Annotated in this window: 14 protein-coding genes and 2 tRNA genes; 9 read left to right on the plus strand and 7 right to left on the minus strand. The window is 68.2% G+C overall.

What is annotated here, in order from left to right:
* The first annotated feature begins 17 nt into the window (after positions 1 to 17).
* Positions 18 to 413 carry a hypothetical protein gene (locus ACW5F0_RS13085; RefSeq protein WP_456963920.1) on the plus strand — a complete coding sequence of 132 codons (396 nt, stop codon included), beginning with the start codon at positions 18 to 20 and terminating at the stop codon, positions 411 to 413.
* Between the two features lie 70 nt (positions 414 to 483).
* Entirely contained in the window at positions 484 to 1,050 is a 567-nt protein-coding gene (locus tag ACW5F0_RS13090; protein WP_456999900.1) for a hypothetical protein, read from the plus strand.
* An 18-nt stretch (positions 1,051 to 1,068) separates the two neighbouring features.
* Here the strand turns inward: ACW5F0_RS13090 and ACW5F0_RS13095 are convergent, their stop codons facing one another.
* The 3 genes from ACW5F0_RS13095 to ACW5F0_RS13105 form a co-directional block, all read right to left on the minus strand.
* Positions 1,069 to 1,305 (minus strand): hypothetical protein, encoded by a 237-nt coding sequence (locus ACW5F0_RS13095; RefSeq protein WP_456963922.1) that lies wholly within the window; start codon positions 1,303 to 1,305, stop codon positions 1,069 to 1,071.
* A gap of 137 nt (positions 1,306 to 1,442) precedes the next feature.
* Positions 1,443 to 1,519, minus strand: a tRNA-Asn gene (locus ACW5F0_RS13100).
* A 58-nt stretch (positions 1,520 to 1,577) separates the two neighbouring features.
* Positions 1,578 to 2,102: a GspH/FimT family pseudopilin gene (locus ACW5F0_RS13105; RefSeq protein WP_456999901.1), complete on the minus strand. Its 525-nt coding sequence runs from the start codon at positions 2,100 to 2,102 to the stop codon at positions 1,578 to 1,580.
* A 161-nt stretch (positions 2,103 to 2,263) separates the two neighbouring features.
* Here ACW5F0_RS13105 and uvrB point away from each other — a divergent pair, with 161 nt between their 5' ends.
* Both uvrB and ACW5F0_RS13115 read left to right on the plus strand, forming a co-directional pair.
* Positions 2,264 to 4,300 (plus strand): excinuclease ABC subunit UvrB, encoded by a 2,037-nt coding sequence (uvrB, locus tag ACW5F0_RS13110; RefSeq protein ID WP_456963924.1) that lies wholly within the window; start codon positions 2,264 to 2,266, stop codon positions 4,298 to 4,300.
* 45 nt (positions 4,301 to 4,345) lie between these two features.
* A tRNA-Val gene (locus tag ACW5F0_RS13115) sits at positions 4,346 to 4,420 on the plus strand.
* A 56-nt stretch (positions 4,421 to 4,476) separates the two neighbouring features.
* Here the strand turns inward: ACW5F0_RS13115 and ACW5F0_RS13120 are convergent.
* Complete coding sequence (locus tag ACW5F0_RS13120; protein WP_456963925.1) at positions 4,477 to 6,504, minus strand: esterase/lipase family protein; 2,028 nt, start codon at positions 6,502 to 6,504, stop codon at positions 4,477 to 4,479.
* On the minus strand, positions 6,501 to 7,532 hold the full coding sequence (locus ACW5F0_RS13125) for an Lnb N-terminal periplasmic domain-containing protein (RefSeq protein WP_456965217.1): 1,032 nt from the start codon (positions 7,530 to 7,532) through the stop codon (positions 6,501 to 6,503). The genes ACW5F0_RS13120 and ACW5F0_RS13125 overlap by 4 nt, the downstream gene beginning before the upstream one ends.
* Positions 7,533 to 7,705: 173 nt before the next feature.
* Here ACW5F0_RS13125 and ACW5F0_RS13130 point away from each other — a divergent pair, with 173 nt between their 5' ends.
* Both ACW5F0_RS13130 and ACW5F0_RS13135 read left to right on the plus strand, forming a co-directional pair.
* On the plus strand, positions 7,706 to 7,879 hold the full coding sequence (locus ACW5F0_RS13130) for a DUF1328 family protein (protein ID WP_456963926.1): 174 nt from the start codon (positions 7,706 to 7,708) through the stop codon (positions 7,877 to 7,879).
* Between the two features lie 77 nt (positions 7,880 to 7,956).
* Positions 7,957 to 8,814, plus strand: a complete 858-nt coding sequence (locus ACW5F0_RS13135; RefSeq protein WP_456963927.1) for a PA4780 family RIO1-like protein kinase — start codon at positions 7,957 to 7,959, stop codon at positions 8,812 to 8,814.
* 31 nt (positions 8,815 to 8,845) lie between these two features.
* Here the strand turns inward: ACW5F0_RS13135 and ACW5F0_RS13140 are convergent, their stop codons facing one another.
* Positions 8,846 to 9,376: a hypothetical protein gene (locus ACW5F0_RS13140; RefSeq protein ID WP_456999902.1), complete on the minus strand. Its 531-nt coding sequence runs from the start codon at positions 9,374 to 9,376 to the stop codon at positions 8,846 to 8,848.
* Between the two features lie 231 nt (positions 9,377 to 9,607).
* Here ACW5F0_RS13140 and ACW5F0_RS13145 point away from each other — a divergent pair, with 231 nt between their 5' ends.
* The 3 genes from ACW5F0_RS13145 (at position 9,608) to ACW5F0_RS13155 (ending at position 12,054) form a co-directional block, all read left to right on the plus strand.
* Positions 9,608 to 9,919, plus strand: coding sequence for a hypothetical protein (locus ACW5F0_RS13145; RefSeq protein WP_456963929.1), 312 nt, complete (start codon positions 9,608 to 9,610; stop codon positions 9,917 to 9,919).
* A gap of 153 nt (positions 9,920 to 10,072) precedes the next feature.
* Positions 10,073 to 11,737 (plus strand): urocanate hydratase, encoded by a 1,665-nt coding sequence (hutU, locus tag ACW5F0_RS13150; protein WP_456999903.1) that lies wholly within the window; start codon positions 10,073 to 10,075, stop codon positions 11,735 to 11,737.
* A 74-nt stretch (positions 11,738 to 11,811) separates the two neighbouring features.
* Positions 11,812 to 12,054, plus strand: coding sequence for a hypothetical protein (locus tag ACW5F0_RS13155; RefSeq protein ID WP_456999904.1), 243 nt, complete (start codon positions 11,812 to 11,814; stop codon positions 12,052 to 12,054).
* Between the two features lie 52 nt (positions 12,055 to 12,106).
* Here the strand turns inward: ACW5F0_RS13155 and ACW5F0_RS13160 are convergent, their stop codons facing one another.
* Positions 12,107 to 12,673, minus strand: coding sequence for a hypothetical protein (locus ACW5F0_RS13160; RefSeq protein ID WP_456999905.1), 567 nt, complete (start codon positions 12,671 to 12,673; stop codon positions 12,107 to 12,109).
* Positions 12,674 to 13,018: the final 345 nt, after the last annotated feature.

A 13,018-nucleotide genomic window follows, 5' to 3' on the forward strand; every position in this document is an offset into this window, starting at 1 on the left:
TGCAACCGAGGTGTCCCGTGAACAAGCTCCTTGCCCTGTGCTATTTCGTGCTTTCGCTGTTCGGCTTCGACGGCGGCGGGGCGACGTTCGTGCATCGCGTCGGTGCGGACGGTGGAGACGTGCTCTACAGCAAGGCGCAGGTGCAGGCCGGGGTCGGGCGTTTCGAGTGCCTGCGCAGCGAAAGCGGGCAGTGCCACTACACCGTCTATCCGCGCGACTGCACGCCAGCGACAGCGACAGCGGCGACGGCGCAGGCCACCGGATGCCGCGCGGCCTCCGCGCAACGCTTCGTCATCGCGCGCGGCGACAGCCGCCAGATCAGCGGCCTGCACGACATCCGCCTGTGCGTAAGCACCGACGGCGGCACGCGGGGGCCGGATTGCGAGCCCGGGGCGTCGATCGCGGTGCGCTGACGGCGCCATTCACGCACCTCCGACGGGCGGCACTCTAGTGTCAAACCGGCTCCTTCTCGAGGTGATGCCCATGAACCGCTCCAAGACGATGCTGGCACTGGGTTTCGGCGGCGCGATCCTGCTGTCGGCGTGTGATCGCAGCGATCGGCAGACCGACGCAGGGGACGCCCGCAGCCAGGCGCAAGCCGGCGAGGATCGCGCGCGTGCCGACATGCCGCCGCAACGGCCGACCGGCACCGTGGCTCCCGAGCAGGGAACAGGCGTGCTGGGTAGCGAGAACGCGACGCTTGCGATGTCCGGCACGGCGTCATCGCACTTGGTCGATGGCGCCGGAAGCGCGGTCTACGTGCTGGCCGGAAATACCGACGGCGGCAAATGCGATGCGGCCTGCGAAGAAGCCTGGCCGCCGGTGCTTGCGCTTGAGACGCAGCCTACTGCCGGCACTGGTGTCGAGGGTGCGCACATCGGCACCCTCGTACGTGGTGACCGCACTTATGTCACCTACGCAGGGCAGCCGCTGTATCGCTATGCGGGCGACGCCGGTGCCGAGCGCACAGCCGGCGCCGGCGTCGAGGACCAGTGGGGGAAGTGGTCGCTGGTGGGCCTGGACGGGCAGCCGCAGGCCGATCCGCGGTAGTTCCGGCGGACCGCTGGATCAGTCCTTGGCGGTGTCGCTTTCGGCACCGTCTTCCTTCCAGCGGTCGCTGCGCGCCTCCGGGTCGTCGTCACGCCAGCGGCTGCGTTCGGAGGGTTCGCGCTCCTCCGGGGCATTGCGCGGGTGCGACCCTGTGCTCTCGCCGCGGCCGCGTCCAGCGTGGTCGCCCCTGCCGGGTCCGCGCTCGGCGTAACCACCCTGGTTGTCGTGGGGGAAGTTGTTGTCCTGCTTGCCCATGTCGGCGCCTTCCTGTCGTGCTGCCGCGCCCGGTGCGCGTGGCTCGATAGTCGCAGCGCAGGCGCACACTGGCCGTGAAGCCAATGCGCGGGCAAAGAAAAAGGGCCTGCGGATTGCTCCACAAGCCCTTGAATTCTTGGCGCCCGAAGTTGGACTCGAACCAACGACCCCCTGATTAACAGTCAAGTGCTCTAACCGGCTGAGCTATTCGGGCGGGGACGCACATTTTAGTGACTGTGGCCGTCTGGTCAAGGTCGACGCACCTGTGAGAGTCAGGGACACGCTGTTTCGCGGGTCGGGCGCTCGGTCCGCACCCGCCCCAGGCGGTTCACCACCACCTTTCCGCGCAGCTGGCCCCGGGCGCATGCGTTCACTGTCAGGTTGCTGTGCGCGGCCATGCCGTTGGCCTGGTAGCGCAGCCAGGGGCGGGTCGAGGTCAGGCGAAGGCGGTCAGCGCCGCCGGCGGGGGCCTGGCTGACGCGCAGCAGATCGTCGGCAGCATCCGGCTGGCGATTGCCGTCCGGGTCCCGGAACACCAGCCAGCCGCGGCTCCAGTCGTGGTCGTTGCTGCAGCCGGCGCCTGGCTGGCCGGGGCAGACCACGACCTGTTCGCGGCGCATGATCGCGCTGCTGCGGGCCATGGCCAAGTCGGCCGAGACCAGGTGCAGGCTGGCGGCCAGTCGCTGCCGCTCAAGCGTTCCGCTGAGCGCGGGCACGCCAAAGGTCAGGCTGATGGCCAGGATCGCCGCCACCGCCATCGCTTCGATCAGGGTAAAGCCGGCGTCCTTGCTGGCCATCGCTGCTCTCCGCTTCCGGCGTCCGTGCCGGTTGCCCCAGAGACTGGACCCGCCATGCAGCCATCGGAATCGGCGGGAACGCGAGGCCGCTGTAGGGGAAGCCGGCAGTGATGTGAAGGGGAGTACAGGAGTGCGCCCGCGCGCACTCCTACAATGGGGGGATGAATCGTCCGGATTACCCGCAGTTCCAGCTTGTCTCCCCCTACCAGCCCGCCGGCGACCAGCCGCAGGCGATCGAACGCCTGATCGCAGGCTTCGAAAGCGGCCTGGCGCAGCAGACACTGCTCGGCGTCACCGGCTCCGGCAAGACCTACACCATCGCCAACGTGGTCGAGGCGGTGCAGAAGCCGACGATCGTGATGGCGCCGAACAAGACGCTCGCCGCGCAGCTCTACGGCGAGTTCAAGTCCTTCTTCCCGCACAACGCGGTCGAGTACTTCGTCAGCTACTACGACTACTACCAGCCCGAGGCCTACGTGCCCTCGTCGGACACCTTCATCGAGAAGGACAGTTCGATGAACGAGCACATCGAACAGATGCGGCTGTCGGCGACAAAGGCGCTGCTGTCGCGGCCGGACGCGCTGATCGTGGCGACGGTCTCGGCGATCTACGGTCTCGGCGATCCGGAGGATTACCTCAAGCTGCGCCTGATCCTCGCCCGCGGCGAGCTGATCGACCAGCGCCAGCTGATCCGGCACCTCACCGAGCTGCAGTACACGCGCAACGACACCGAGTTGCGCCGCGGCACCTACCGCGTGCGCGGCGAGGTGATCGACGTACATCCGGCGGAGTCGGAAGCGGAAGCGCTGCGCATCGAGCTGTTTGATGGCGAGGTCGAAAACCTCAGCCTCTTCGACCCGCTCACCGGCGAGGTGCAGCGCAAGGTGCCGCGCTACACGGTCTATCCCAAGACCCATTACGCCAGCACCCGCGAAAGCGTGCTCAACGCGATCGAGACCATCAAGGTGGAGCTCAAGGCGCATCTGGAGAAGCTGTACGCCGAGAACAAGCTGGTCGAAGCGCAGCGGCTTGCCCAGCGCACCCAGTTCGACATCGAGATGATGGCCGAGGTCGGCTACTGCAACGGCATCGAGAACTATTCGCGCCACCTCACGCGGCGCCCGGACGGCGCGCCACCGCCGACGCTGTTCGACTACCTGCCGCCCGACGCCCTGCTGGTGGTCGACGAGTCGCACGTCACCGTGCCGCAGATCGGCGGCATGTATCGCGGCGACCGTGCACGCAAGGAGACGCTGGTGGAGTTCGGCTTCCGCCTGCCGTCGGCGCTCGACAACCGTCCGCTGCGCTTCGAGGAGTGGGAGGAGCGGGCACCGCGCAAGATCTTCGTCTCGGCCACGCCTGGCAAGTACGAGCTTGAACACTCGGGCGACGAAGTCGTGGAACTGGTGGTCCGGCCGACCGGTTTGATCGATCCCGAGGTCGAGATCCGCCCCGTGGCGACCCAGGTCGACGACGTCCTGGGCGAGATCAACCTGCGCGTCGCCATGGGCGACCGCGTGCTGATCACCACGCTGACCAAGCGCATGGCCGAGAACCTCACCGAGTACCTCGGCGAACACGACGTGCGCGTGCGCTACCTGCACTCCGACATCGACACCGTCGAGCGGGTGGAGATCATCCGCGACCTGCGCCTGGGCAAGTTCGACGTGCTGGTGGGCATCAACCTGCTGCGCGAGGGCCTGGACATGCCGGAGGTCTCGCTGGTGGCGATCCTCGATGCCGACAAGGAAGGCTTCCTGCGCTCGACCGGCTCGCTGATCCAGACCATCGGCCGCGCGGCGCGCAACCTGCGCGGCAAGGCGATCCTGTATGCCGACCGGGTCACCGACTCGATGAGGCGCGCGATCGACGAGACCGACCGCCGCCGGGCGAAGCAGGTCGAATACAACCTCGAGCACGGCATCACCCCGCGGTCGGTGGCGCGGCCGGTCATGGACATCATGGAAGGCGCCCGCAGCGACGCCGCCGAGGCCCGCGCCAGCGGGCGGGGCAAGGGCCGCAAGGTCGCCGAACCGGCCGACGATTACGCGCGGATGGACCCCGCGCGGGCCGCCGCCCGGCTCAAGGAGCTGGAGCAGCAGATGTACCAGCACGCCCGGGACCTGGAGTTCGAGGAGGCCGCGGCCGTCCGCGACCGCATCCACCAGCTGAAGGAGGCCATGCTGGCCTTCCGCTGAGACTTGCCGGGACCCCGTCGAGCAGCTAGAATTCGCGTCCCTTCGGGGCGGTTAGCTCAGTGGTAGAGCACTACCTTGACATGGTAGGGGTCGGGGGTTCGAAACCCTCACCGCCCACCACTTTCGTGGACAACAAACCTCCGGCTCCGGGGGTTTTTTGTTGCCCGGCCGGGTCATTACCCGCCCGGCCTGGCGCTTTCGGCCAGGTGCCCGTGCAGGATCCGCCGGATCTCCAGGATCGCCTGCGCGCTCTCCTGGACGCTGTGGCCCGAGATGATCACCTTCTCCGACAGCGCGCCCGGCAGGTGGGCGCTGCGGTAGGGCACGAGGCCGTCATCGGAGGCCTCCAGCGGCAGGGCCGGGTCCGCCTGGGCAATGATGCTGTGGTAGCGCACGCGCGGCGATATCGGCAGGTCCGCGGCGGCCCGCACGAACGGGTCGTTCTCGCTCAGGTTGTCGATGCTGTTGGGCAACACGAAATCACCGGGGGATGCGCCCTCGTCGCCCGTGAAGACTTCGCCCACCTCTTCGAGCACGGTCAGGGGCAGCCGGACCAGCTTCGCGATGAAGCGCCCCAGGCGGTTGCCGGCCACGGCGGTGCCTCGGTGCGGGGCGGCGATGAAGATCACCCGGTCGACGCCCGAAAGCGGTTCGAAGCGCAGCATCCGCTCCAGTCGCGGGCCTGCGCGCTCCAGGCGGCCGTCGTCGAGCTCGTAGTTCTCCAGCATCCAGTTCCACAGCTGGTCGTCGGCCGATGACACCAGCAGGCGCGACAGCACGCCGCCCATGCTGTGGCCGATGAGCACGGTGTCGCGCGAGGCCTGCGCCGTGCCCTGCGGATCGAAGTGCCGCAGCGTGTCGGTATAGATCCGGCGGATCGCGGCCTGGTTCAGCACCAGCGGCATGTTGGTGGGGTAGTAGACCTGCCAGATCTGGAATTCCCGGCGCAGCGTCTCGTCGCCCATCACTTCGTTGGCCACGTTCACCCAGGCTTCCGGGCTGCTGGCGAGGCCGTGGATCATCAGCAGGATCCGGCGGTCCGGATCGTAGGGCTGCATCATGTACAGGTGCGGACGGGTGATGCCGCTTTCGCGGCCGAAGAGGGTCTGCAGCGACTGCCGCGCGAATCCAGACCGCGCCAGCCACAGGCCGTAGCCGGCGGTGTAGTTGGCGGCCAGCGGCACCTGCAGGCCGTGCAGCTCGATGGTGTCCTCGTCGTAGGGGTCGTGCGCGCTGACGATCAGTTCCCGCGTCGCGAGCACCCCGGCGAGGTCTTCGCCGGGGAAGCGGATCAGCAGGGTCAGGGCAGGCGAGGGCATCTCGCTCCAGGCGCGGGGCCGTTCTCCCCTGCGCGGGCGTTCGCCTGCATCCTCGGCGCCGGCCTCCAGGTCATGCAGCGGTGGCGGTGCCGCCGACGTCACCGGGTCGTCGCCCATCACCGCCACCACCTCGGCGCCAAAGCCGTCGCGGCGATAGATGCTGCGCAGGCCGGCGAAGTTCAGCGCGGACGCAGGCACCAGCTCCGCCGGCAGGTCTACTCCCTGGGGCATGCGGATGCCGGACATGTCGCTGTGGATGGTCCATCCGGCGATGTCGAGCGAGGCGCCGCCGTCGGGGACGTCGGCCGCCGAAGAGCCTTCGTGGACACCGGCGTCGCCGATGCGTTCCTGCCAGCGCGCGAACATGCCGCTCGCGGCCTGTTGGACGGCGTAGTTGTAGTAATCGCGGACCTGGGTCTGCCGATCTTCGAAGGCGCGCTCGCCCGGCGCGCGTTCGCTGAAGAAGAGGTAGGCATAAGCGTGGCGCGCGGCTTCGAGCCACGCATCAAGCTGTGCATCCGCGGCAGGCACGGTGCCGCTGGGCGTCAGCGCCATCGCCTGCTGTGTCCACAGTTCGGCCAAGCTGGCCAGGCGTCGCTCCCCGGCGATGCCTTCCACCGCGGCCAGCGCCGGCATGCAGCCTGGTGCCGGCGGCGTGGCGCAGGGTCCATCGTCGAGACCTGCCACGCGCAGGGTCGCCTGGGTGGACGCGCTGAGCTCGTTCGCGGTGAGGATGTCGCCGCGCTTGATGGCGATGTATTCGCCGGGACCCAGCGCCTCCGCCTCCACCCGCGGTGCGAACTCCTTGAGGATCGCGCAGCCACCCAGCAGCAGGAGCAGCAACCCCGAGGACAGGAGCCGGACCGGCATCCGCACCTCGGTCATGGCGCAGTCCCGGGTGCCGGGACGCCGGGCACCTGCCGGCGGATCGCGCGGGAGAACGCGGCTGCATCGGGGTCGTCGGCAGGGACCGCCAGCGCGCGCGGGTTGATGTAGCCACGCTCCTGCAGCTCGTCGAAGCTGTAACCGGCCGTCAGTCCGCCCTGGTCATGGGCGTACTCGGCGAAGTGGCCCGACAGCAGCAGGCGATAGTCCATGGGCAACCCCGGTGCGACGTGGCGGGCGATGTCGAAGATGACAGTGGTGCAGTTGCCGGTCAGCGAATTGTAGAAGGCTGGCCGCAGCCGCAGGGCATTGGCGCTGTCCACGAAGCCGAGGAACATCCCGCGCAGCGCCTCCGGCGGCGCATCCAGGCGGTAGAGGAACACGTCTTCGCCGCGGGCGTTGCTGCGGGTGCGGATGATGTCGCGCTCATCCGCGGCCACCAGCACCTGTTCGTAATTGCGGAAGAAGCCGGCCAGCGCCGAGAAGCTTTCCTGCCGCTCCTTGCGGATCTCCGCCGAGAACACCACCTGGCTGCCGTCCTCGAAGCCGAACGACACCAGGGTGTGTGCGATATGCGGTCCCATCCAGTAGGACAGCACCAGGTCGGCCGTGGCCAGCCGGTCGAGGTCGTACTCGCGCGTTTCCCAGCGCTGCGTGTAGTCGGTTTCGCTGCGCCATTCGAAATTGCGGACGTTGCGCAGCACCACCCGGTTGTCCCGCACCTCCGCGTCCAGCAGGCGGGCGACATCGTCCGCCCACTCGCGGTCGTGCGAGGGGGAGAGGGTGAACCACCAAGCGAGCAATGCGGCGAATCCGGCCACGAACGAGACCAGCAGCGGGCGCTGGCGGACGCGAAGGGCGTGCCAGGCGGGAGCCAGGCAGGCGGCGGTGCCAAGCAGGCACCAGGCGACGACCGGCAGCATGCGCAACGGGGCAGATCCCGGGCCATGGAAGTGGAGCAGGAGTCCACCCCACACGGTGGCAGCGGCGATCAGCAGCGACAGCACGCAGCTTGCTGCGATCCGCAAAGCGCGGCAGCCACCCGCTTCTGGCGCGGCACTCTCCTGGTCGGACTCGTACTTGGACACCGCTGCTCCTGCTGCCTGTGACGCGGGAGGCATTGTGGCGCAGCCATTCACATGGGTCACACCGCGGCCCGCATAGCGTTGCCTGCATTGCATCCGCCGCCACAGGAATCGACATGATCAAGTGGGCCATCATCTTCGCCGTCATCGGACTCATCGCCGGCGCGCTCGGATTCACCGGCGCCGCGGGCGCTGCCATGGGTATCGCCAAGTTCCTGTTCTTCGCGGCGATCATCATCGCCGTGATCCTGTTCGTGCTTGGCGTGACCATCTACAAGAAGGTCACCTAGCCCGGGCGCAGGGCTGGCGTCCGGCCGGCGCGCGTGTTTGACTGACCGGTCAATCACAGGCCGGGCGCCGGAATTCCATGAAAACACCTAGCGGCCTGCAGCCGCTGATCGATGACGGCGTGATCGACGAAGTCATGCGTCCGCTCAAGAGCGGCAAGGAGGCCGCGGTCTACGTGGTGCGCGCCGGCGGCGACATCCGCTGCGCCAAGGTCTACAAGGACATGGCGCAGCGCAGCTTCCAGCAACGCGTGCAGTACCAGGAAGGCCGCAAGGTCCGCGGCAGCCGCGAGGCGCGCGCGATCGGCAAGGCCACGCGCTACGGCCGCAAGCAGCAGGAAGCGGAGTGGAAGAACACCGAGGTAGATGCGCTGTACCAGCTGCGCGACGCCGGCGTGCGCGTGCCGGAGCCCTACGGCTATTTCCACGGCGTGCTGGTGATGGAGCTGGTGGTCGACGCCGACGGCCACTCGGCACCGAGGCTGGCCGAGGTCGAGCTGTCGCCGGAGCAGGCACGTGGCTTCCACCGCGTGCTGGTGCGCCAGGTGGTGCGGATGCTCTGCAGCGGGCTGATCCATGGCGACCTGTCGGAGTACAACGTGCTGGTGGCGCCGGACGGCCCGGTGGTGATCGACTTCCCCCAGGTGGTCAGCGCCGCGGGCAACAACGCCGCGCGCACGATGCTGCTGCGCGACGTCAACAATCTCACGGCCAGCCTCGGCGCCTGGGCGCCCGACTTGTTGGACACCTGGTACGGAGAGGAGATGTGGGCGCTGTTCGAGGCGGGCGAGCTGCAGCCGGACAGCGAACTGACGGGTGTGTTCGTCCATGATGAATCCGCGCCGGACATCGACGGCGTGCGCGAAGCGATCAACGACGCGCGCGAGGAAGCACTGATCCGCCAGCAGGGCCGCGAGGCCGCGGCGGAAGAGGACTGAACCCGCGGGCCGGCCGTGCCGGCAGGGCGGCTCAGGCCGGCGAGTGGCGGAGGATGGCCGGATCCCGCATCACTTCCGACGCCACGACTTCGCGCACGAAGCAGGCGCGGTAGGCGGCAAGGTCCGGCAGGCCGATGCCGTAGGGATCGCCCGCGACGTACAGCGTGACGTGCGGCACCCCGCAGTCGAGCGTCAGTCCGCTCTCCTGCGCCAGGCGATAGCGGAACTCGGCGTAGCCGGGCGCCTGCATGTGTTCGATCAGCGACCAGGCTTGCAGCGGGCCGTCCCATTGCTCCTTGGCCTTGTGCAGCAGCGCGTGTCGCCCGGTCCCCCGTGGTACCCACTCGACCGACTCGAACAGGGCGCGCATGCACGCTTCGCCCAGTTGCGCGCGCAGGGCGATGCCGGCATCGCGGTTGAGCAGGGTCATGTGCAGTTCGCGCTTGCGTTCCAGCACATGGCCGTCCAAGCGCAGGCGCAAGGGCATGCCTGGCGGCAGCAGCGGCTGCGGATCGAGCGGCAGGATGAGGCCGCCATCATCTCGGAATCCAGGCCAGCGCATCGGCAGGCTCCTCCCGTGGGACTCGTCCGCAGCTTACCCTGTGCGCCGCGGGAAAATCCGCTGCTGCGCCGAGCGCCGCCATCGTGCGCGGCTGCTGCCGGCGGCACCGGTCCCCACGCTGTCGACAAGCCTGACGATGTCGTGAACGCAGGTTTGCTGGCGCCTGCGCGCACGCGAGGTCCGGCGTATCGTTGGAGGCTGCTCCCCCACAGCACCCCACGAGGTGACCCCATGAAGCATGTCTTCATCACCGCCGCACTGGCCGCGATGGCGTTCGCCGCCGCCCCGGTCCTGGTCCATGCGCAGGACGAGCCCGAAGAGGCCGCGCGCAGCCGTGCCAAGGACGCGCGCAAGGCCGACGACCGGTTCTGCATCGAGCAGACCGGCTCGCGCATCGTGGCCGCGCGCAACGCACGTTCGAAGTCCGAGCAGAAGGACTGCGTGGCCACCGGTGGCCGCGTCTATACGCGCGAGGACATCGAGCGGACCGGCTCGGTCGATCTGCAGGACGCGTTGCGCCGACTCGATCCGTCGCTGCGCTGATCCCCCGACGCAACTTGTGACGCCCGGTCCAGGCAGGGCGTCCGCGGTTCGGAGGCCCAGCGTTGGCCTCCACAGCGCCCGGCCCCGTGCCGGGCGTCTTCTTTTCAGGCGATGCGATAATCCGGCGTCCAGTCCTGTGTTGATGACGCGCCCATGTCGACCCGCCACGACCCCTCCCGTACCGTCCGCGCGCCCCGCGGCACCACGCTCAGCTGCCGCTCGTGGTTGACCGAAGCGCCGTTCCGCATGCTCCAGAACAATCTGGATCCCGACGTGGCCGAGCGACCGGAGGACCTGGTGGTCTACGGCGGCATCGGCCGCGCCGCGCGCGACTGGGAAAGCTACGACGCCATCCTCGAATCCCTGCGCAACTTGGGCGACGACGAAACCCTGCTGGTGCAGTCCGGCAAGCCGGTCGGCATCTTCCCGACCCACGCCGACGCGCCGCGGGTGCTGATCGCCAACTCCAACCTGGTGCCGGCCTGGGCCAACTGGGAGCACTTCAACGAGCTCGATCGCAAGGGTCTGATGATGTACGGCCAGATGACGGCCGGATCGTGGATCTACATCGGCAGCCAGGGCATCGTGCAGGGCACCTACGAAACCTTCGTTGAGATGGGCCGCCAGCACTACGGCGGCAGCCTCAAGGGCCGCTGGATCCTGACCGCGGGCCTGGGCGGCATGGGCGGCGCGCAGCCGCTGGCGGCGTCGCTTGCCGGCGCAAGTTCGCTGACCATCGAATGCCGCCAGGCCGGCATCGATTTCCGCCTGCGCACCCGCTATGTCGACGAACAGGCGAGCGATATCGACGACGCCCTGGCGCGGATCGCGAAGTACACCGGCACGGGCGAAGCGAAGTCGATCGCGCTCCTGGGCAACGCCGCCGAAATCCTGCCGGAGCTGGTGAAGCGCGGCGTGCGTCCGGACTGCGTCACCGACCAGACCAGCGCCCACGATCCCGTGCATGGCTACCTGCCGGTTGGCTGGACCGTCGAGCAGTGGATGGCGGAGCAGCAAGCCAATCCTGAAAAAGTGCGCGACGCCGCCAAGCAGTCGATGCGCGTGCACGTGGAGGCGATGCTGGCCTTCCACGCCCGCGGCATCCCGACCGTCGACTACGGCAACAACATCCGGCAGATGGCCAAGGACGAAGGCTGTGCGAACGCGTTCGACTTCCCGGGCTTCGTGCCGGCCTACGTGCGGCCGCTGTTCTGCCGCGGCATCGGCCCGTTCCGATGGGTGGCGCTCTCCGGTGATCCCGAGGACATCTACAAGACTGACGCCAAGGTCAAGGAGCTGATCCCCGACGACGAGCACCTGCACAGCTGGCTGGACATGGCGCGCGAGCGCATCGCCTTCCAAGGCCTGCCGGCGCGCATCTGCTGGGTCGGCCTGGGGCAGCGCCATCGCCTGGGCCTGGCGTTCAATGAAATGGTCCGCAACGGCGAGCTGAAGGCGCCGGTGGTGATTGGCCGCGATCATCTCGATTCGGGCAGCGTGGCTTCACCCAACCGCGAGACCGAAGCCATGAAGGACGGCAGCGACGCGGTCAGCGACTGGCCGCTGCTCAACGCCATGCTCAACGTCGCCGGCGGCGCGACCTGGGTCTCCCTGCACCATGGCGGCGGGGTGGGCATGGGCTATTCCCAGCACAGCGGCGTGGTGATCGTCTGCGACGGCAGCGAAGAGGCCGACAGGCGCCTGGCGCGGGTGCTGTGGAACGACCCGGGCACCGGGGTGATGCGCCACGCGGACGCGGGATACGAGATCGCGAAGGAGTGCGCGAAAGAGCAGGGCCTCAAACTGCCGATGGCCTGAGCGTCTTCACGACCGGATGAATGCGGACGCCGCATGATCCGCGACCGCTTACCGATTCACCTGGAGCACCCCTGATGAGCAACGGACAAGGTTCCACCGGCAACGTCATCGCCGCCATCTGCAGCCTTTTCATTCCCGGCCTGGGCCAGCTGGTGCAGGGGCGCGTGCTGTCGGCGATCCTGTGGTTCGTCGCCGGCTGCATCGCCGGCGGGCTGACCTGGATCATCACCCTGTCGCTGTTCCCGTTCGGGTGGTTCGTGGTCAGCGTGTTCTCGTGCATCAGCGCCGCGCTCTACCGGCGGCCGGTGCAGCGCTGAGCGTGACTGCCCTCCAGCGCAGGGCTGGAGGGCGCGTACTGGCCGCGAGTACCTACGAAGCGGCTTCGGCAGCGGGATCGTTGAACAGCTGCTCGTAGTTGTCGATCGTCGCTTCCATGTCGACCACCGGAGTGGTGTCGGCGGGATCCGCGTGCAGGGCCTGGGTGCCGGCCATCAGCCGCGCCAGGATGGCGTGCAGGGCGATGTCGGGCTCGGTATCCAGGCTGCAGTTGGCGAACATGTACTCGATCGCGGCGTCGACGTCGGCGGCGCGCGCCCCCACGGTGGCCTCATCCGGATGTTGCGCGGCACCGGCGTGCTCCAGGCCGGCGAGCGCAGTGCGGACGCGCGACATGCCTTCGATCAAGGGTGCATCGGGCTGCCAGCGCTCGTGGTTGTCGGGAACGGGGAAGTCCACGCCCGAGGCCTCGGCGACTGCGTGGGCATGGTCTGCGTCATGCGAGTCGGCGTGCGCGTCGGCTTCAGGGTAGGCGTCGTGGGCGGCGGTCGCGAAGTCCACCGACGGGGCCGGCTGGATATCGTCCTGGGCGCAGCCCGACGCCATCGTGCCGAGCACGAGCGTGAGGGCCAACGCCAAGGGGAGTTGCTTGAGTGTCATGGAAAGCTCCAGGGAGCAGTGGGTCTGCCAACCATGCTAAGGGTGGCCAGGCGCCTTCCCCAATGACCCGGGTCAAGCCACGGGTTATTGCAGCGAAACCTGGGTTCCCTATTCATAAAAGTCAGGATTGTGCTATAATTGGCGCGTTAACTCGTTGTAAACATTGAATTTAATTCTTGGAGGATCAGAATCACCAGTCAAATCAAACACTCAATCCTGTCCCTTTTCTTCCCTCGCCGCCCTTCCCGGACCACGCGCTCCCGCGCCAGGTCGAAGCCGGCCACCAGCCTCACGCGCATCCAGGCCGGCCTGCCGCAGGCGCGCTCCGCGCCCGGCCATCACGTG

The sequence above is a fragment of the Luteimonas sp. A534 genome (genome assembly GCF_054072805.1).